The organism is Erythrobacter mangrovi, from assembly GCF_013260645.1.
Classification (GTDB): Bacteria; Pseudomonadota; Alphaproteobacteria; order Sphingomonadales; family Sphingomonadaceae; genus Qipengyuania; species Qipengyuania mangrovi.
This window is the reverse complement of the sequence record NZ_CP053921.1, coordinates 2,262,887-2,281,280: the sequence shown is the minus strand read 5'-3', so window position 1 is coordinate 2,281,280 and position 18,394 is coordinate 2,262,887. Positions and strand designations below refer to the sequence as shown.

28 protein-coding genes are annotated in these 18,394 nt (G+C 62.5%); 27 read left to right on the top strand and 1 reads right to left on the bottom strand.

Annotated elements, in window-relative coordinates; translation table 11 throughout:
- Positions 1-57: 57 nt before the first annotated feature.
- The 25 genes from HQR01_RS11565 to rpmD all read left to right on the top strand — a co-directional run bounded on the left by HQR01_RS11565 (position 58) and on the right by rpmD (position 14,908).
- The gene (locus HQR01_RS11565; protein WP_173215009.1) at positions 58-483 is read left to right on the top strand and encodes a hypothetical protein; all 426 of its coding nucleotides are present in this window, start codon (positions 58-60) and stop codon (positions 481-483) included.
- A gap of 422 nt (positions 484-905) precedes the next feature.
- The gene (rpsL, locus tag HQR01_RS11560) at positions 906-1,277 is read left to right on the top strand and encodes a 30S ribosomal protein S12 (protein ID WP_160729495.1); all 372 of its coding nucleotides are present in this window, start codon (positions 906-908) and stop codon (positions 1,275-1,277) included.
- Positions 1,278-1,299: 22 nt separating this feature from the next.
- Positions 1,300-1,770: a 30S ribosomal protein S7 gene (rpsG, locus tag HQR01_RS11555; RefSeq protein ID WP_173215008.1), complete on the top strand. Its 471-nt coding sequence runs from the start codon at positions 1,300-1,302 to the stop codon at positions 1,768-1,770.
- A gap of 117 nt (positions 1,771-1,887) precedes the next feature.
- Entirely contained in the window at positions 1,888-3,981 is a 2,094-nt protein-coding gene (gene fusA, locus HQR01_RS11550) for an elongation factor G (protein ID WP_173215007.1), read from the top strand.
- A gap of 92 nt (positions 3,982-4,073) precedes the next feature.
- A complete protein-coding gene (gene tuf / locus HQR01_RS11545) occupies positions 4,074-5,264 on the top strand; it encodes an elongation factor Tu (RefSeq protein ID WP_173215006.1) in 1,191 nt (396 codons plus the stop codon).
- A gap of 316 nt (positions 5,265-5,580) precedes the next feature.
- Positions 5,581-5,892, top strand: coding sequence for a 30S ribosomal protein S10 (rpsJ, locus tag HQR01_RS11540; RefSeq protein ID WP_061924928.1), 312 nt, complete (start codon positions 5,581-5,583; stop codon positions 5,890-5,892).
- Positions 5,893-6,142: 250 nt separating this feature from the next.
- Positions 6,143-6,943, top strand: coding sequence for a 50S ribosomal protein L3 (gene rplC / locus HQR01_RS11535; RefSeq protein ID WP_173215005.1), 801 nt, complete (start codon positions 6,143-6,145; stop codon positions 6,941-6,943).
- Positions 6,944-6,946: 3 nt separating this feature from the next.
- Entirely contained in the window at positions 6,947-7,570 is a 624-nt protein-coding gene (gene rplD / locus HQR01_RS11530; protein ID WP_173215004.1) for a 50S ribosomal protein L4, read from the top strand.
- Positions 7,563-7,883: a 50S ribosomal protein L23 gene (locus tag HQR01_RS11525; protein WP_173215003.1), complete on the top strand. Its 321-nt coding sequence runs from the start codon at positions 7,563-7,565 to the stop codon at positions 7,881-7,883. The genes rplD and HQR01_RS11525 overlap by 8 nt, the downstream gene beginning before the upstream one ends.
- Before the next feature lie 4 nt (positions 7,884-7,887).
- Positions 7,888-8,724: a 50S ribosomal protein L2 gene (rplB, locus tag HQR01_RS11520; RefSeq protein WP_173215002.1), complete on the top strand. Its 837-nt coding sequence runs from the start codon at positions 7,888-7,890 to the stop codon at positions 8,722-8,724.
- A gap of 6 nt (positions 8,725-8,730) precedes the next feature.
- Positions 8,731-9,006: a 30S ribosomal protein S19 gene (rpsS, locus tag HQR01_RS11515; protein ID WP_173215001.1), complete on the top strand. Its 276-nt coding sequence runs from the start codon at positions 8,731-8,733 to the stop codon at positions 9,004-9,006.
- Positions 9,006-9,383: a 50S ribosomal protein L22 gene (rplV, locus tag HQR01_RS11510; protein WP_173215000.1), complete on the top strand. Its 378-nt coding sequence runs from the start codon at positions 9,006-9,008 to the stop codon at positions 9,381-9,383. Before rpsS ends, rplV begins: the two co-directional genes overlap by 1 nt.
- Position 9,384: 1 nt before the next feature.
- A complete protein-coding gene (gene rpsC, locus HQR01_RS11505) occupies positions 9,385-10,080 on the top strand; it encodes a 30S ribosomal protein S3 (protein ID WP_173214999.1) in 696 nt (231 codons plus the stop codon).
- Between the two features lie 21 nt (positions 10,081-10,101).
- Positions 10,102-10,536 (top strand): 50S ribosomal protein L16, encoded by a 435-nt coding sequence (gene rplP, locus HQR01_RS11500; protein WP_173214998.1) that lies wholly within the window; start codon positions 10,102-10,104, stop codon positions 10,534-10,536.
- Positions 10,536-10,742 (top strand): 50S ribosomal protein L29, encoded by a 207-nt coding sequence (gene rpmC, locus HQR01_RS11495; protein ID WP_173214997.1) that lies wholly within the window; start codon positions 10,536-10,538, stop codon positions 10,740-10,742. The genes rplP and rpmC overlap by 1 nt, the downstream gene beginning before the upstream one ends.
- Positions 10,743-10,752: 10 nt before the next feature.
- A complete protein-coding gene (gene rpsQ, locus HQR01_RS11490; RefSeq protein ID WP_173214996.1) occupies positions 10,753-11,043 on the top strand; it encodes a 30S ribosomal protein S17 in 291 nt (96 codons plus the stop codon).
- 62 nt (positions 11,044-11,105) lie between these two features.
- A complete protein-coding gene (gene rplN, locus HQR01_RS11485; RefSeq protein WP_006831888.1) occupies positions 11,106-11,474 on the top strand; it encodes a 50S ribosomal protein L14 in 369 nt (122 codons plus the stop codon).
- The gene (gene rplX, locus HQR01_RS11480; protein ID WP_173214995.1) at positions 11,474-11,794 is read left to right on the top strand and encodes a 50S ribosomal protein L24; all 321 of its coding nucleotides are present in this window, start codon (positions 11,474-11,476) and stop codon (positions 11,792-11,794) included. The genes rplN and rplX overlap by 1 nt, the downstream gene beginning before the upstream one ends.
- Positions 11,787-12,365, top strand: coding sequence for a 50S ribosomal protein L5 (rplE, locus tag HQR01_RS11475; RefSeq protein ID WP_173214994.1), 579 nt, complete (start codon positions 11,787-11,789; stop codon positions 12,363-12,365). Before rplX ends, rplE begins: the two co-directional genes overlap by 8 nt.
- A gap of 26 nt (positions 12,366-12,391) precedes the next feature.
- Positions 12,392-12,697 (top strand): 30S ribosomal protein S14, encoded by a 306-nt coding sequence (rpsN, locus tag HQR01_RS11470; RefSeq protein WP_173214993.1) that lies wholly within the window; start codon positions 12,392-12,394, stop codon positions 12,695-12,697.
- Between the two features lie 11 nt (positions 12,698-12,708).
- Positions 12,709-13,104: a 30S ribosomal protein S8 gene (rpsH, locus tag HQR01_RS11465; protein WP_173214992.1), complete on the top strand. Its 396-nt coding sequence runs from the start codon at positions 12,709-12,711 to the stop codon at positions 13,102-13,104.
- The gene (gene rplF / locus HQR01_RS11460) at positions 13,104-13,637 is read left to right on the top strand and encodes a 50S ribosomal protein L6 (RefSeq protein ID WP_173214991.1); all 534 of its coding nucleotides are present in this window, start codon (positions 13,104-13,106) and stop codon (positions 13,635-13,637) included. Before rpsH ends, rplF begins: the two co-directional genes overlap by 1 nt.
- 1 nt (position 13,638) lies before the next feature.
- Positions 13,639-13,983, top strand: coding sequence for a 50S ribosomal protein L18 (rplR, locus tag HQR01_RS11455; protein WP_173214990.1), 345 nt, complete (start codon positions 13,639-13,641; stop codon positions 13,981-13,983).
- A 2-nt stretch (positions 13,984-13,985) separates the two neighbouring features.
- Complete coding sequence (gene rpsE / locus HQR01_RS11450) at positions 13,986-14,717, top strand: 30S ribosomal protein S5 (protein ID WP_234030317.1); 732 nt, start codon at positions 13,986-13,988, stop codon at positions 14,715-14,717.
- 5 nt (positions 14,718-14,722) lie between these two features.
- Entirely contained in the window at positions 14,723-14,908 is a 186-nt protein-coding gene (gene rpmD / locus HQR01_RS11445; protein WP_173214989.1) for a 50S ribosomal protein L30, read from the top strand.
- A 67-nt stretch (positions 14,909-14,975) separates the two neighbouring features.
- Here rpmD and HQR01_RS11440 read toward each other — a convergent pair whose 3' ends face one another.
- Positions 14,976-16,223, bottom strand: coding sequence for a glycosyltransferase family 4 protein (locus HQR01_RS11440; RefSeq protein WP_173214988.1), 1,248 nt, complete (start codon positions 16,221-16,223; stop codon positions 14,976-14,978).
- 169 nt (positions 16,224-16,392) lie between these two features.
- Here HQR01_RS11440 and rplO point away from each other — a divergent pair, with 169 nt between their 5' ends.
- Together rplO and secY are read left to right on the top strand one after the other, a co-directional pair.
- Positions 16,393-16,917, top strand: coding sequence for a 50S ribosomal protein L15 (rplO, locus tag HQR01_RS11435; protein WP_173214987.1), 525 nt, complete (start codon positions 16,393-16,395; stop codon positions 16,915-16,917).
- A 103-nt stretch (positions 16,918-17,020) separates the two neighbouring features.
- Positions 17,021-18,385, top strand: coding sequence for a preprotein translocase subunit SecY (gene secY / locus HQR01_RS11430; protein WP_173214986.1), 1,365 nt, complete (start codon positions 17,021-17,023; stop codon positions 18,383-18,385).
- Positions 18,386-18,394: the final 9 nt, after the last annotated feature.

The window sequence follows — 18,394 nt, the reverse complement described above, 5'->3', positions numbered from 1 at the left end:
AACGATGCGCCCGGGCGATCCGGACCGCTCCCCCTCGCACCAGCAAAGGTAAGACCCATGGACCTGAACGAACTGCTCCACGCGCACCAGGTCGCGGTGATGAAGGCCAGCGCCGCCGGCGACCGGAGCGGACGCGACGATCATTTCGCCAAGGTATCCGAATACGCCGAGCGCGTGCGCCAGCTAAGGGAGTTGCACCAGATGTCGACCACCAGGAACGGGGCGGAAACGCCCGAACGCATCATCTACGGCACCTATGCCGGCGAGACCCGACCCCCGGCAGTGGCCGGGCCGGTCGATTCCTGGGAAGACGAGGGCGGGGCGCTCGATCCTCCCGCAATCCCGTCGCCCCAGGATCCCTTGCCCGCCGGCGTGACGATGAAGACCTTCAACCGCTATTACGTCGGCGCCTATTCCTACGAAGACCTGGGGCTGGCGCTGGCCGAGCATGCACGGCAGGAGGCACTGCCCGTCGCGGCCTAGCAGGCGCAGGGCGGCAGGGCTGCCACGGACCCGGGCACGGCGTCGCCCGGCGGCGCGCGCCCCGGTTGCGCTTGACCCGGCACCCCCATCCCACTATGTGCGCGCCCATCCGAAGGGGGATTCGTCCCGCTGAGGTCAGATAGAGCTGAACATTGCCGGTTATGTCCCGGGGGCCTGGTGCTGAAGCGCCGAGGCTCTTTTCTATTGCAGCGAGACTCGTCTCGTTCGGGGCAGCCGTCAAAGTAACCCGGTGGCCGTGAGGGCTGATTGGGTGGAGCGTTTCAGGCTCGTGCGGTGTGCGCCCTCGTGGTGCCTGTCCTTCGACAGGCTCAGGACGAGCGGGATTTTCGCAAGGCCGCCGATCCTAACCTTCCATCCGCATTCCTCTAGTCGCCGCCATGCAACGGTGAAGAGAGAACTCAATGCCGACGATCAACCAGCTGGTCCGCAAGGGCCGCGTTCCGCAGAAGGCCAAGAGCAAGGTCCCTGCGATGGAGCAGAACCCGCAGAAGCGCGGCGTTTGCACCCGCGTCTATACGACGACCCCGAAGAAGCCGAACTCGGCGCTGCGCAAGGTGGCCAAGATCCGCCTGACCAACCAGCGCGAGGTCATCTCCTACATCCCCGGCGAAGGCCACAACCTGCAGGAACACAGCGTCGTGCTGATCCGCGGCGGCCGTGTGCGCGACCTTCCCGGCGTGCGTTACCACGTGCTGCGCGGCGTGCTCGACACGCAGGGCGTCAAGGACCGCAAGCAGAGCCGTTCGAAGTACGGCGCGAAGCGTCCGAAGTAAGATTAGGGACTGGAGATAAGCAATGTCACGTCGTCGTCGTCCCGAGAAGCGGGAAATCCTGCCTGATCCGAAGTTCGGTGATCAGGTCCTGTCGAAGTTCATGAACAACCTGATGTATGACGGTAAGAAGGCCGTTGCCGAAGGTATCGTCTACACCGCGCTCGACACCGTCGAAGCCAAGGCCAAGGCGAACCCGGTCGAGCTGTTCCATACCGCTCTCGACAACGTCAAGCCGCAGGTCGAAGTGCGCAGCCGCCGCGTTGGTGGTGCGACCTACCAGGTGCCGGTCGAGGTTCGCCCCGAGCGTGCCCAGGCACTGGCCATCCGCTGGCTGATCACCGCCGCGCGCGGTCGTCCGGAAACCACCATGGCCGCACGCCTGTCGGGTGAGCTGATGGATGCCGCCAACAACCGCGGCAACGCCGTCAAGAAGCGCGAAGATACGCACCGCATGGCGGACGCGAACCGCGCCTTCTCGCACTACCGCTGGTAAGGCGAGACGGGATTGGGGCCGGGGGGCGACGCGATGCGAACCCCGGTCTCGAAACTGTCGCATTAATCCCTACATGGGGGCCGGGCACCACCCACCCCCGAACCCGAGGAATTCCACATGGCCCGCGAGTATCCGCTGGAGCGTTACCGCAATATCGGCATCATGGCCCACATCGATGCCGGCAAGACCACCACGACCGAGCGTATCCTCTACTACACCGGCAAGTCCTACAAGATCGGCGAAGTCCACGACGGCGCCGCCACCATGGACTGGATGGAGCAGGAGCAGGAACGCGGCATCACCATCACCTCGGCTGCGACGACCACCTTCTGGGCGGCCGAAGACGGCAAGGGTGAAAAGCACCGGATCAACATCATCGACACCCCCGGGCACGTCGACTTCACCATCGAAGTCGAACGCTCGCTGCGCGTCCTCGACGGCGCGGTGGCGGTGTTTGATGGAGTCGCCGGTGTTGAACCCCAATCCGAAACCGTGTGGCGCCAGGCAGACAAGTACGGCGTCCCCCGGATGTGCTTCATCAACAAGCTCGACCGCACCGGCGCCGACTTCTACTACTGCGTCCAGTCGATCATCGACCGTCTCGGCGCGACCCCGCTGGTGCTGTATCTCCCGATCGGTGCGGAAAGCGACCTCAAGGGCGTCGTCGACCTCGTCAACAACCGCGGCATCGTCTGGAAGGACGAGAGCCTGGGTGCCGAGTTCGAATATGTCGAGATCCCCGCGGACCTCGCCGACAAGGCTGCCGAATATCGCGAGAAGCTGATCGAGACCGCCGTCGAACAGGACGACGATGTCATGGAGCAGTACCTCGAAGGCAACGAGCCTGACGCGGCGACGCTTAAGCGACTAATCCGCAAGGGCACCATCGACCGTGCATTCGTGCCGGTGGTTTGCGGCTCGGCGTTCAAGAACAAGGGCGTGCAGCCCCTGCTCGACGCCGTGGTCGACTACCTGCCGAGCCCGCTCGACGTTCCCGCGATCAAGGGCGTGCTGCCCGACAGCGACCAGGAAGACACCCGTCCGTCGTCGGACGATGCGCCTTTCGCTGCGCTGGCGTTCAAGATCATGAACGACCCGTTCGTCGGTTCGCTCACCTTCACCCGTATCTACTCGGGCAAGCTGTCCAAGGGTTCGTACCTGAACTCGGTCAAGGACAAGAAGGAAAAGATCGGCCGCATGCTGCTGATGCACTCGAACAACCGTGAGGACATCGACGAAGCGTTCGCTGGCGACATCGTCGCGCTGGCCGGTCTCAAGGAGACCACCACTGGCGATACGCTGTGCGATCCGGCCAAGCCGATCGTGCTCGAGCGCATGGAATTCCCCGAGCCGGTCATCGAACTGTCGGTGGAACCCAAGACCAAGGCCGACCAGGAAAAGATGGGCGTCGCGCTCAATCGCCTCGCTGCCGAGGATCCGAGCTTCCGCGTTTCGACCGACCATGAATCAGGCCAGACGATCATCAAGGGTATGGGCGAGCTTCACCTCGACATTCTCGTCGATCGCATGAAGCGCGAATTCAAGGTCGAAGCCAATGTGGGTGCGCCGCAGGTGGCCTATCGTGAATACCTCGCGAAACCGACCGACGTCGACTACACGCACAAGAAGCAGTCGGGTGGCTCGGGCCAGTTCGGCCGCGTCAAGGTCAAGGTCGAGCCGGGTGAACGCGGCCAGGGCTTCGTCTTCCAGGACGAAATCAAGGGCGGCAACATTCCGAAGGAATACATTCCGGCGATCGAGAAGGGTTTCCGCGAACAGGCCGAAAGCGGCTACCTCGTTGGCTTCCCGATCATCGACTTCACCGTCACCCTCTATGATGGTGCGTACCACGACGTCGACTCGAGCGCGATCGCGTTCGAAATCGCTGGTCGCGGTGCAATGCGCGAAGTCGCGCAGAAGGCCGGTATTAAGCTGCTTGAACCGATCATGAAGGTCGAGGTCGTGACCCCCGAGGATTACCTCGGTGACGTCATCGGCGACCTCAACAGCCGTCGCGGCCAGATCCAGGGCACCGACAGCCGCGGCAATGCCCAGGCAGTCGAAGCCAACGTGCCGCTGGCTAACATGTTCGGATACGTGAACGAGCTGCGTTCCTTTACCCAGGGACGTGCTCAGTACTCGATGCAGTTCAGCCACTACGACGAGGTCCCGGCGAACGTCGCGGCCGAGGTCAAGGAGAAGCTTGCCTAAGGCAGTTTCAAGGTCTAGGGGCGGCGCCTGATTCCGTCAGGCTCCGTCCGCATCACGGAAATTCAACTCTTCAGACAGAGGTAATACGAGAAATGGCGAAGGAAAAATTCCAGCGGAACAAGCCGCACTGCAACATTGGCACCATCGGGCACGTCGACCATGGCAAGACCACGCTGACCGCGGCGATCACCAAGGTGATGGCGGAAGAGCATGGCGGTGCGGCGGTTGATTTCGCTAACATCGACAAAGCTCCCGAAGAGCGCGAGCGCGGCATCACTATCTCGACCGCGCACGTTGAGTACGAGACTGCTGCCCGTCACTACGCGCACGTCGACTGCCCGGGCCACGCCGACTATGTGAAGAACATGATCACCGGTGCCGCCCAGATGGACGGTGCAATCCTGGTGGTGAACGCCGCTGACGGTCCGATGCCGCAGACCCGCGAGCACATCCTACTTGCTCGTCAGGTCGGCGTGCCGGCTCTGGTCGTGTACATGAACAAGGTCGACCAGGTTGACGACGAGGAAATCCTCGAGCTCGTCGAACTGGAGGTCCGCGAACTGCTTTCGAGCTATGACTTCGATGGCGACAACATCGCGATCGTAAAGGGTTCGGCTCTCGCCGCGCTCGAAGGACGTGACGACGAAATCGGCAAGAACTCGATCATCGAGCTCATGAATGCCGTTGACGAGCACATCCCGCAGCCTGATCGTCCGGTCGATAAGCCGTTCCTGATGCCGATCGAAGACGTGTTCTCGATCTCGGGTCGCGGCACTGTGGTGACCGGCCGCGTCGAAACCGGTGTGGTCAACGTGGGTGATGAAGTCGAAATCGTCGGCATCAAGGACACCCAGAAGACGACCGTCACCGGCGTCGAAATGTTCCGCAAGCTGCTCGATCGCGGCGAAGCTGGCGACAACATCGGTGCCCTTATCCGCGGTATCGGCCGTGAAGCCGTTGAGCGTGGCCAGGTCCTCGCGAAGCCCGGTTCGGTCAACCCGCACACCGAGTTCAGCGCCGAAGTTTACGTCCTCTCGAAGGACGAAGGCGGCCGTCACACGCCGTTCTTCGCGAACTATCGTCCGCAGTTCTACTTCCGCACCACCGACGTCACCGGCGAAGTCATCCTTCCCGAAGGCACCGAAATGGTGATGCCGGGCGACAACGTGACCATCTCGGTCAAGCTGATCGCGCCGATCGCCATGGACGAAGGCCTGCGCTTCGCAATCCGCGAAGGCGGCCGCACCGTCGGCTCGGGCGTGGTTGCTTCGATCACCAAGTAAGCTTCGCTTCGAAGACTGCTTGATAAGTTTGGGGCCCGTCCCTTCGTGGGGACGGGCCCCTGCTTTTCCCGGCATTGTGCAGGCTCCAATCGGCCGCTTGCCATGCCTTTTCCCACCTGGGTGAAATTGGGTGGAAATCGGGGGTTGCATGAATCGGGTCTCACCCGTATAGGCGCGCCCACAGACGGGGATTCGTCCCCATCAAAAGGAATTCAGGGAAGGTCGCCCACTCCGGGAAACCGGGCCAAGCAGGGCGGGCCTTTCTTTTTTGCGGTTTGGAAACAGACCGCTTGGCTCTTTCGCATCGGTGTAGGAAATGGAAGCTCAGAATATTCGCATTCGCCTCAAGGCGTTCGACCATCGCGTTCTCGACCAGGCTACTGGTGAAATCGCGGAAACCGCACGTCGTACTGGCGCTCTTATTCGCGGCCCCATTCCCATGCCGACGCGTATTGAGAAGTTCACCGTGAACCGCGGTCCGCACATCGACAAGAAGTCGCGCGAGCAGTTCGAGGTGCGCACCTACAAGCGGCTGCTCGACATCGTGCAGCCCAACGCCCAGACGGTCGATGCGCTGATGAAGCTGGACCTCGCCGCGGGCGTGAACGTCGAAATCAAGCTCGCTTGATCTGACGCCTCGGTCCACGACCCGGACCTTAAACCGGTCGAGGCTTTCAGGGGCCCTCGATGGCCCCGCCCGGTCGCAAGACCAGGCAAGACATCGGGATACCGCCGGATCTGATCCGGGTCTGCGTCCCCCGTCTCGCTCCCAAGGCCTCAGGGCTGCGGAAGCACTCAGCCCGGACGGGGCGACGCATCACTCAATGGGCTGGCAAGCACCTCGGATGGGCCGTGGTGCCTCTGTTTAGGAGTTGACGATGCGCACTGGCGTTATCGCAAAGAAAGTCGGGATGACCCGCCTCTTCCAGGAGGACGGTCGGCACGTGCCGGTCACCGTTCTCGCGCTGGAAGACTGCCAGGTCACCGCTCATCGTACCGCTGACCGCGACGGCTATTTTGCCCTGCAGGTCGGTTCGGGCGAAGCGAAGCAAAAGAATGTAAACAAGCCGCAGCGTGAAGCCTTTGCCAAGGCTGAGGTTCCGCTGAAGATGAAGGTCGCGGAGTTCCGCGTCGACAATGAGGAGGGTCTTCTTCCCGTTGGTGCGACGATCTCTGCCGAGCACTTCGTCGCTGGTCAGAAGGTCGACATCACCGGCCACACCCAGGGTAAGGGCTTTGCTGGCGCCATGAAGCGCTGGGGCTTCGGCGGTATGCGCGCCACCCACGGTGTTTCGATCAGCCACCGTGCACATGGTTCGACTGGTAACCGCCAGGATCCGGGCCGCGTGTTCAAGGGCAAGAAGATGGCCGGCCACATGGGTGACCGTCGCCGCACGCAGCAGAATCTCGAAATCGTCCGCACCGACGCCGATCGTGGCCTGCTCTTCGTCAAGGGTTCGGTCCCGGGCTCGAAGAACGGCTGGCTGCTGGTCCGCGACGCGGTCAAGCTGCCGCTTCCCGAAGGCGTGCCGTTCCCCGGCGCGGTCGTCGAGAAGAAGGGTGCAGCCCCCGTGCAGGACGAGACCCCGACCACCCCGGTCGAGGCGATCGATGACGCCGTGAACACCACCGAAACGCCCGCAGCCGACGTCGGCTCGGACGAGAACAAGGAGGGCTGATCCGTGAAGGTGAAGGTCCAGAAAATCGACGGCAAGGCTGCTGGCGACGTCGAGCTCAACGATGCCGTGTTCGGCGTTGAGCCGCGTGCCGACATCCTGCACCGCGTCGTGACGTGGCAGCTCGAAAACCGCCGCGGCACCGCCCGCCCGACGCGTGAGCGTTCGGACGTTGCCCGCACCGGCAAGAAGTGGGGTCGCCAGAAGGGCGGCGGCACGGCTCGCCATGGTGACCGCGCTGCGCCGATCTTCATTGGCGGTGGTAAGGCCCACGGTGCCAAGCTGCGCGACTTCAACCAGTCGCTGAACAAGAAGATCCGTGCCCTCGGCCTTAAGATGGCTCTGTCGAGCAAGGCGAAGGACGGCCTGGTGGTCGTCGACAGCCTCGAGCTCAAGGACGCCAAGACCAAGGCCCTGGCTGCGACGTTCGGCAAGAACGGCTGGAACGGCAAGGTCCTCGTGATCGACGGTGAGAGCGTCAACGACGGTTTCGCCAAGGCTGCGCGCAATCTTCCCGGCGTCAACGTGCTGCCGGCAGTCGGTGCCAACGTTTACGACATCCTGAAGCACGACACGCTGGTCCTTACCAAGGACGCGGTCGCGAAGCTGGAGGCCCGTTTCAATGGCTAAGAAGCAGGACATCGATGCGCGTCACTATGACGTGATCCTCGCGCCCCACATCACCGAGAAGTCGACCCTGGCTTCCGAGAACAATGCCGTCGTCTTCAAGGTCGCCGGCAGCGCCACCAAGCCGCAGATCAAGGAAGCGGTCGAGGCGATCTACGCTTCGCAGAAAGCCAAGGTGCTTTCGGTGAACACGATCGTGGTGAAGGGCAAGACCAAGCGCTGGAAGGGCAAGGCCTACAAGCGCAGCGACGTGAAGAAGGCGATCGTCACCCTTGCAGAGGGTTCGATGATCGACATCACCGAAGGTGTGAGCTGATCCCATGGCACTGAAGAACTACAAACCGACCAGCCCGGGCCGTCGCGGCCTGATCCTCGTCGACAAGTCGGCGCTCTACAAGGGCAAGCCGGTCAAGGCGCTCGTCGAAGGCAAGCGCAAGACCGGTGGACGCAACAACAAGGGCCATGTCACCTCGCGCGGCATGGCTGGTGGCCACAAGCAGAAGTACCGCTACGTCGACTTCAAGCGTCGCAAGTGGGACGTCGAAGGCACCGTGGAACGGCTCGAATACGATCCGAACCGCACGGCTTTCATCGCGCTCGTCAAGTATGACGACGGCGAGCTCGCCTACATCCTGGCGCCGCAGCGCCTGGCCGTTGGCGACAAGGTCATCGCGGCGGAAAAGACCGATACCAAGCCTGGCAACGCCATGTTGCTCGGCCAGATGCCGATCGGCACCATCTGCCACAACGTGGAGATGAAGCCGGGCAAGGGCGGCCAGATCGCCCGCGCCGCAGGCTCGTATGTCCAGCTGGTCGGTCGTGACCGCGGCATGGTCATCGTTCGCCTCAACAGCGGCGAGCAGCGTTACCTGCGGGCCGATTGCATGGGTACGGTTGGGGCGGTGTCGAACCCCGACAACCAGAACCAGAACCTGGGCAAGGCCGGTCGTCGTCGCTGGATGGGCATCAAGCCGCTTACCCGCGGTGTTGCCAAGAACCCGGTCGACCACCCGCATGGTGGTGGTGAAGGCCGCACCAGCGGTGGCCGCCATCCGGTTACCCCGTGGGGCAAGCCGACCAAGGGTGCCCGCACTCGCAACAACAAGCAGACGGACAAGATGATCATCCGTTCGCGCCACGCCAAGAAGAAGAGGTAATCCGACATGGCTCGTTCCGTCTGGAAAGGTCCGTTCGTCGAGCTCAGCCTTCTCAAGAAGGCGGAGGACGCACAGGAGAAGGGTGGTCGTGCACCGATCAAGACCTGGTCGCGTCGTTCGACGATCCTGCCGCAGTTCGTTGGTCTGACGTTCAACGTCTACAACGGCCACAAGTTCATCCCCGTATCCGTCTCGGAAGAGATGGTTGGCCACAAGCTCGGCGAGTTCGCTCCTACGCGCACTTTCCCGGGTCACGCTGCCGACAAGAAGGGTAAGCGCTGATGAGCAAGCAGAAAGCCCCCCGCCGCGTTGCGGACAATGAGGCGCTCGCCGTCGGGACCACGATCCGTGGCTCGGCGCAGAAGCTCAACCTCGTTGCCGGCCTGATCCGTGGCAAGAAGGCCGAAGAGGCCATGAACATCCTCGCCTTCTCGAAGAAGGCGATGGCGCGTGACGCCAGCAAGGTGCTCGCTTCGGCGATCGCCAATGCGGAGAACAACCACAACCTCGACGTCGATGCGCTTGTCGTGGCGGAAGCTTCGGTCGGCAAGTCGATCACCATGAAGCGTTTCCACACGCGCGGCCGTGGCAAGTCCACGCGCATCCTCAAGCCGTTCAGCCGGCTGCGCATCGTGGTTCGCGAGCAGGAAGAGGCGTAAGATGGGCCACAAGAGCAATCCGATCGGTCTGCGCCTGCAGATCAACCGCACCTGGGACAGCCGCTGGTACGCCGAAGGGCGCGACTATGCCAAGCTGCTCAAGGAAGACATCGAGATCCGCAAGTTCATCGTCGACACGCTGCCGCAGGCCGCGATTTCGAAGGTGGTGATCGAACGCCCGGCCAAGCTGTGCCGCGTGTCGATCTATGCTGCCCGCCCCGGTGTGATCATCGGCAAGAAGGGTGCGGACATCGAGAAGCTGCGGTCGCAGCTGGCGAAGATGACCGACAGCGAAGTGAAGCTGAACATTGTCGAAATCCGCAAGCCGGAAATCGACGCCAAGCTCGTCGCCCAGGGCATCGCCGACCAGCTGGTCCGCCGTGTCGCCTTCCGTCGCGCCATGAAGCGTGCGGTGCAGTCGGCTCTCCGCCTTGGTGCGGAAGGCATCAAGATCACCTGTGGCGGCCGTCTCGGCGGCGCGGAAATCGCCCGTGTGGAATGGTACCGCGAAGGTCGCGTGCCGCTGCACACGCTGCGCGGTAACGTTGATTACGCCACCGCCGAAGCGCTGACTGCCTATGGCATCATCGGCATCAAGTGCTGGATCTTCAAGGGCGAGATCCTCGCCCACGATCCGACCGCACAGGACCGCCTGATGATGGAAGCCCAGACTTCCGGCGTCCGTCCGGCTCGCTGATTGCAGGATTAGGAAAGAACCATGCTGCAACCGAAGAAAACCAAGTACCGCAAGGCGTTCAAGGGCAAGATCCATGGCAACGCCAAGGGTGGGACCACGCTGAACTTCGGGTCCTATGGCCTGAAGGCGCTGGAGCCCGAACGGGTTACCGCGCGCCAGATCGAAGCTGCGCGTCGTGCGATCACCCGTCACATCAAGCGTCAGGGTCGCCTGTGGATCCGCGTCTTCCCCGATGTTCCGGTGTCGAAGAAGCCTGCCGAAGTCCGTCAGGGTAAGGGCAAGGGTTCGATCGAATACTGGGCCGCTCGCGTGAAGCCGGGCCGTATCCTGTTCGAACTCGACGGCGTTGCCGGCCCGCTGGCCGCTGAGGCGTTCGAACGCGCAGCGATGAAGCTGCCGATCAAGACCAAGGTCGTTGCCCGCCTCGGCGACACCTCGCACCTGGGAGGCGAATGATGGCCAAGATTGAAGACCTGCGCCAGAAAACCGACGACCAGCTGGACGAAGAGCTGACCTCGCTCAAGCGCGAACAGTTCAACCTCCGCTTCCAGGCGGCGACCAACCAGCTTGAGGCTCCGGCCCGCATCCGCGAAGTCCGCCGCTCGATCGCCAAGATCAAGACGCTGCAGACCGAGCGCGCCAGCGCCGCAGCCAAGGCTTAAGGAGTAGACCATGCCCAAGCGTATCCTGATCGGGACCGTCACCTCCGACAAGACCGACAAGACCGTGACTGTGCTCGTCGAGCGCAAGGTGAAGCACCCCCTTTATGGGAAGATCATTCGCCGCTCGAAGAAGTATCACGCCCACGACGAGAACAACGAGTTCACCCTCGGCGACGTCGTGCGGATCGAAGAAACCAAGCCGATCTCCAAGACCAAGACCTGGCAGGTGATCGATCGCGTTACCGCTGGCGGCACGCAGGCTGTCGAGGCTGACCTCGACGTTGCAGCCGCAGGTAACTGAGCAGTTAGACGTTAGGAACTGCCGGACTGGTTCCGGCAAGCCATTGAGAAGGAACCGGATCGATGATCCAGATGCAATCCAATCTCGACGTCGCGGACAACAGCGGCGCCAAGCGTGTCCAGTGCATCAAGGTACTGGGCGGCTCGAAGCGCCGGACTGCTTCCGTGGGCGACGTGATCGTGGTTTCCGTTAAGGAAGCCCAGCCGCGCACCAAGGTGAAGAAGGGCGACGTCCATCGCGCCGTGATCGTGCGTACCAAGAAGGACGTGCGCCGTCCCGACGGCAGCGTGATCCGTTTCGACAGCAACGCCGCGGTTCTCGTCAACAAGAACGAAGAGCCAATCGGTACCCGTATCTTCGGCCCCGTCGTGCGTGAACTGCGCGGTCGCGGCTTCATGAAGATCATCTCGCTCGCTCCGGAGGTGCTGTAATGGCCGCCGCCAAGATCAAGAAGGGTGACAGCGTCGTCGTCCTGTCCGGCAAGGACAAGGGCAAGACCGGCACCGTCGCGAAGGTCATGCCGAAGGACGGCAAGATCGTCGTCGAAGGCGTGAATATCGCCGCCCGTCACCGCAAGCCGACCCAGCTCAACCCGCAGGGTGGCATCGACCGCTTCGAAGCGCCGATGGCCATCAGCAAGGTTGCGCTGGCCGATCCCAAGTCGGGCAAGCCCACCCGCGTCCGTTTCGAAACGAAGGACGGGAAGAAGGTGCGCGTTGCCGTCAAGTCCGGGGAGACCATCGATGGCTGATTACAGCCCCCGCATGCGCAAGCGCTACGACGACGAGATCGTCAAGGCGATGACCGAAAAGTTCGGTTACAAGAACGCGCTGGAAGTGCCGAAGCTCGAAAAGATCACGCTCAACATGGGTGTGGGCGAAGCGAGCCAGGACAAGAAGAAGGTCCAGACGGCTGCCGAGGAAATGGCGCTGATCGCCGGCCAGAAGCCCGTGATCACCAAGGCCAAGAAGTCGATCGCGCAGTTCAAGCTGCGTGAGGGCATGCCGATCGGTTGCAAGGTCACCCTGCGCCGCGAACGTATGTACGAATTCCTCGACCGCCTGGTCACCGTCGCTATGCCTCGCATCCGCGACTTCCGTGGCCTGAACCCCAAGTCGTTCGACGGCCGTGGCAACTATGCCATGGGCCTGAAGGAACAGATCGTCTTCCCCGAAATCTCGTACGACAAGATCGAGAAGGTCCGGGGTATGGACATCATCGTAACCACCACGGCGAAGACCGACGAAGAGGCGCGCGAACTGCTCCGTCTGTTCGGTTTCCCGTTCCCGGCCGAAGCGTCGGAAGAGAAGGAGGCGGCGTGAGCCGCTAATAGAGGAACTTAAGTCCAATGGCGAAACTGAGTTCGATCAACAAGAACGAGCGTCGCAAGAAGCTCGTCAAGCAGTATGCGGACAAGTACGCGAAGCTGAAGGCTATCGCGGACGACAAGAATGCCGATGAGACCGATCGCCTGATGGCACGGCTCAAGATGGCTGAACTGCCGCGCAATGCGAACCCGACCCGCGTACGCAACCGCTGCAACACCACCGGCCGCCCGCGCGGCTACTATCGCAAGTTCGGGCTTTGCCGCATCGAACTGCGTGACCTCGGCAACAAGGGCCTGATCCCAGGCCTGACCAAGTCGAGCTGGTGAGGTAAAGACAGATGGCTATGACCGATCCCCTGGGTGATATGCTCACCCGTATCCGCAACGGCCAGCGTGCGAAGAAGGACAGTGTCCTTTCGCCCGCCAGCAAGCTGCGTGCGAACGTCCTCGAAGTGCTCCAGCGCGAAGGCTACATCCGTGGCTTCAGCGAAGACTCTTCGGGCAAGCACCCCGCGCTGCGGATTGAACTGAAGTATTTCGAGGGCGAACCTGCGATCAAGCATGTCGCTCGCGTCTCCAAGCCTGGCCGCCGCGTCTATTCGGGTTCCAAGGAACTTCCGGTGATCCGCAACGGCCTCGGCATCACCATCGTCTCGACGCCGAAGGGCGTGCTTTCCGATGCGGAAGCCCGTTCGCAGAACGTCGGCGGCGAAGTGCTGGCGGAGGTGTTCTGATGAGCCGCATTGGCAAGAAGCCGGTGGCGATCCCTAGCGGCGTCACCGCCAACATCGATAACGGCACGCTCAGCGTGAAGGGCCCCAAGGGTACCCTTTCGATGGGCCTGTCGGACCTGGTTGAGTACAAGCTTGACGACGGCGCGATCGCGGTCGTTCCGGCCAATGATACCAAGGCGGCTCGCAGCCACTGGGGCATGCAGCGCACGCTGGTGTCGAACCTGGTTGAAGGCGTAACCGAGGGTTTTACCAAGGTTCTCGAGATCAAGGGTGTCGGTTACCGTGCCAATGCCCAGGGCAAGACGCTCAAGCTGCAACTCGGCTACTCGCATGACGTCGATCTCGCTGTGCCGGAAGGCCTTGAGGTGAAGACCCCGGATCAGACCACGGTCGAAATCTCGGGCATCGACAAGCAGAAGGTCGGCCAGTTCGCGGCCGAAGTCCGCCGCTGGCGCAAGCCCGAACCGTACAAGGGCAAGGGTATCGCCTACCGCGGCGAATACATCTTCCGCAAGGAAGGGAAGAAGAAGTAAGATGGCCAAGCTTTCCCTTTTCGAACGCCGCCGTCGCCGCGTGCGCACGGCCCTCAAGGCTCACGCTGGCGGTAAGCCGCGCCTGTCGGTGCACCGCACTGGCAAGCACATCTACGCGCAGATCATCGACGATGCCGCTGGCAAGACCCTTGCCGCTGCTTCGACGCTCGGCGTGAAGGCTTCGGGTGCCAATGTCGATGCTGCCAAGAAGGTCGGTAGCGACATCGCCGCTGCTGCCAAGAAGGCCGGCGTGACCACCGTCGTGTTCGACCGCGGCGGCTTCCTGTTCCACGGTCGCGTCAAGGCGCTGGCCGACGCCGCTCGCGAAGGCGGGCTGGAGTTCTGATGATGGCTGACGAAACCAACACTGAAGAAACCGTAGTGGACGCCGTGGCGGCCACCGAACAGCCGGCTGCGGAAGCGGCCGCGCCTGAAGGCGCCGAAGGCGAGGGCCGTCGTGGCCGTGGCCGGGGTGGCGAGCGTGGCGAAGGCCGTGGCCGTGGCCGTGGCCGCCGCGACGATCGCCGTCAGCGCGAGGAAGAAGACGACGGCATCATCGAGAAGCTCGTCCACATCAACCGCGTCAGCAAGACGGTGAAGGGCGGTAAGCGCTTCGGCTTTGCTGCGCTGGTCGTGGTGGGCGACGGCTCGGGCCGTGTCGGCTTCGGCCATGGCAAGGCGCGCGAAGTGCCGGAAGCCATTTCGAAGGCGACCGCTGCTGCCCGCAAGAAGATGATCCGCGTCCCGCTGAAGGAGGGCCGCACCCTCCATCACGACGGCAAGGGTCATTTCGGCGCTGGCAAGGTAACCGTTCGCACGGCGCCTCCGGGTACCGGCATCATCGCCGGTGGTCCGATGCGCGCCGTGTTCGAGAGCCTCGGCGTTGCCGACGTGGTGACCAAGTCGGTCGGCACCTCGAACCCCTACAACATGATCCGCGCCACCTTCGACGCGCTCAGCAGCCAGACTTCGCCGAAGTCGGTCGCCCAGCGTCGCGGCAAGAAGGTCGCCGACCTTCTTGGTCGCGGTGGTGCGTCGGAGGCTGAGGCGGAAGCCGACGCCGCCGCTATCGCGGAGTAAGATCGATGGCCAAGACTAACACCATCAAGATCAAGCAGGTCGGTTCGCCGATCCGCCGTCCGGAAAGCCAGCGCAAGATCCTGATCGGTCTTGGGTTGAACAAGATGCACAAGGTCGTTGAGCGCCAGGACACCCCCGAGGTGCGCGGTGCGATCGCCAAGATCCCGCATCTGGTCCAGATCGTCGACTGACGACAAGTCCGGCAGGCAAATTGATAGAGCCCGGGTGCCGTAAGTCGGCATCCGGGCTTTGTCGCATCTAGGTGCCGAGTTCCGCGAGCAGGCTGGCGATGTGCTGTCGGTATCGCGCGTAGGTAAAATCCCGGGCGCGTTGCCGGGCATTGTGGCGCCAGTCCAGCAGTCGTTCGCGATCGGACAAGGTGGTGAGGATCGCTTCCTCCAACGCATCGATGGTCAGCTGGTCGAGCACAAACCCGGTTTCGGCTGTACCACCCAGTCCGGCATTTTGGGACTGGATCAGGGCAAGCCCGCTGGCAAGCGCTTCGAGGAGGGTTATCGCCGAACCTTCAAAGAAGCTCGGTAATACGAGCGCATCGTGCTGGGCCATGATCGCGGGCACCTGGCTGCGCGGGACCTGGTTGATATGCGTTACGCGGTCGGAATAGCGTGTGAAAGTTGCCGACGGCATGTCGAGCGAGCCGAGCAAAGTGAGTTGGGCTTCTGCCTCGGGGATCCTGAGGAACGCCTCGAGCAGTAGATGCGCCCCTTTGCGGGGACCGACGCTGCCGACGAACAGGAACTTGACCGGTTCGCCTTGCTTGCGAGCTTGCGGGAGTGGCGAAGCAGCAAACAACGCTTCGTCGAAGCAATAGGGCAACACCCTGATCCGCTGCGCAATTTCGGGGTCGGGCGTCTCGCTGATGATCGTATCGCGGACGAACGGGCTCCCGACAACGATGGTATCCGCAAGGGCAAGTTCCTGCTCGGTGCGCTTCAGGATGAGTGGTGGGATTTCGCGCCGGGTCGAGACGAAAAACTGTGGCCACTCGTCATGCAGCTGAGCCATGATTCGATTGAGCACCCGACGTGGGGCGATCGTTACGTCGAGGATCCGCTTGATCGACCCTCCGTTTAGCTTGGCGAATGCCTCCAGTGCGCAATTGTCGTAGCCCCAGATGGCCGATGCGTCCGCTCTGATCGCCTCTTTGGACGCAAACTGTGCGAAACTGCGATTTCCTGCCGTATCCAGCAGTCGTGCGACAGCAGGTAGGCCTGCTCGCGCGGCCATGCGCTCTCCCCATTCCTGCCAGCCATGGGTCCGGATCCTGCCCGGATCGATCCCTGGAATGTCGAACCGGCTGAACTCACGGTGCAGGGCGGCGCCTATCGGCCCAGGAAATCGTACCGCCTTGTACGGCCACTTGCCCGGGTCATAGCAGATCGAAGTGGCGTAGAATGCGAGCTGGCCAAGGTCCTGCAAAGCTCTCGCGGTCTGCCAGCTGTGCTGGGTCCCGGGGTGAAAAACTGCTACCTGGTCCTGCGACACCGAAACGTCCCCCGAATTGCGCGGGTCCCTACCGCAGTTGGGCAAATTTCCGCAATCGCACAAATGGGGTGACAAGCGCCCTATCGCCCGCTATCGGCCCCGCTCCACAAAAACGTGCGAAACCCCCGCCGCCTTATTGGCGGGCCAAGCGAAAGCGAGTGCATACGACATGAAACTGAACGATATTCGCGACAATCCCGGCGCCCGTAAGTCCCGCATCCGCGTGGGCCGTGGCATCGGTTCGGGCAAGGGCAAGACCTCGGGCCGTGGCCAGAAGGGCCAGAAGAGCCGCTCGGGCGTCGCCATCAAGGGCTTTGAAGGCGGCCAGATGCCGCTGCACATGCGCCTGCCGAAGCGCGGCTTCAACAACCCCTTCGCCAAGGACTTTGCGGAAGTGAACCTGGGCATGATCCAGAAGTTCATCGACGCGAAGAAGCTCGACGTTAAGAAGACCGTCGACCACGAAGCGCTGCAGGCTGCTGGCCTGGCACGTGGTGGCAAGGACGGCGTCCGCCTGCTCGGCAAGGGCGAACTGACCGCCAAGGTCACTTTCAAGGTCGCTGGCGCGTCGAAGGGCGCGGTTGCAGCGGTCGAGAAGGCCGGCGGCTCGGTGGAAATCATCGAGAAGGGCCAGCCTGAGCACGAGAAGAAGGCTGCGCGCGCCGAAGCCAACAAGGCCAAGAAGGCCAAGTAATCGGGAAAATCGGGGGGCGGGGTTCGACATTCCGCTCCCCGCTCCCTATCTGTCCGGTCAGCGCCGGGACGGGCCGGCGACCAGCTAGGATCGAACACGACCAATGGCATCACGCGCCGACAATATTGCGAGCAATCTCAGTCTCGCCAATTTCTCGAAAGCCACCGAGCTGAAGAACCGCATCTGGTTCACCATCGGCGCCCTGGTCGTTTTCCGTTTCCTCAGCTTCGTGCCCCTGCCGGGCGTCAACCCGCTGATCCTGAGCAGTCTTTATGATCAGACTCGAGGCGGGATCCTCGACCTGTTCAACACTTTCTCGGGCGGCAGCCTTGAGCGCATGAGTCTGATCGCGCTCGGCGTTATGCCCTATATTACCTCGTCGATCGTCGTGCAGCTTGCAGCGGCGCTGCATCCGAGCCTCGCCGCGCTCAAGAAGGAAGGCGGGGCCGGGCGACAGAAGCTCAACCAGTACACCCGCTACGGTACGGTTTTCCTCTGCGCCATCCAGGGCTGGTTCCTTGCTGCGGGGCTTGAAAGCTTTGGCGCGCAGAGCGGACTCCAGGCCGTGGTCGAGCCGGGCATCATGTTCCGTATCGTTGCGGTCATCAGCCTGGTGGGCGGCACGATGTTCCTCCTGTGGCTGGGTGAACAGATTACCAGTCGCGGGATTGGCAATGGCGTCTCGCTGATCATCATGGCCGGTATCGTCGCGCAGTTCCCGACCTTCGTCTCCAACATGGGCAAGGGCTATTCGGAAGGCTCGATCGCGACCGGCACGATCATCGGTCTCCTCGTGGGCGGGATCGCGGTGATCCTGTTCATCTGTTTCATGGAGCGCGCCCAGCGCCGCCTGCTGATCCAGTATCCCAAGCGGGCCACCCAGCGCGGCATGATGCAGGCCGACCGCTCGCACCTGCCGCTCAAGCTCAATACTGCCGGCGTTATTCCGCCGATCTTCGCCAGCTCGCTGTTGTTGCTGCCGCTCACGATCACCCAGTTTGCCGGCAATTCGGTCAGCACCGATACGACATTCGGTTCGATCCTGCAGACGGTCCTGCAATACCTCCAGCATGGGCAGCCGATCTACATGGCGCTCTATGCGGCGGGGATCATCTTCTTCAGCTTCTTCTACACTGCGATCGTCTTCAATCCGGAAGAGACTGCCGAGAACCTCAAGAGGAATGGCGGCTTCATTCCCGGTATTCGGCCAGGCAAGCGGACCGAGGAATATCTCGACTACGTCCTGACCCGTATCACCGTGGTTGGCGCGATCTACCTGACGATCGTCTGCGTCATTCCCGAATGGGGTATCGCGCAGACCGGCGTACCGCTTTTCCTGGGCGGAACCAGCCTGCTGATCGTGGTCAACGTGACCGTCGACACCATCAGCCAGATCCAGTCGCACCTGCTGGCGCACCAGTATGGCGATCTCATCAAGAAGGCCAAGTTGAAGGGCCGTCTGCGTTAGGGCATCCTG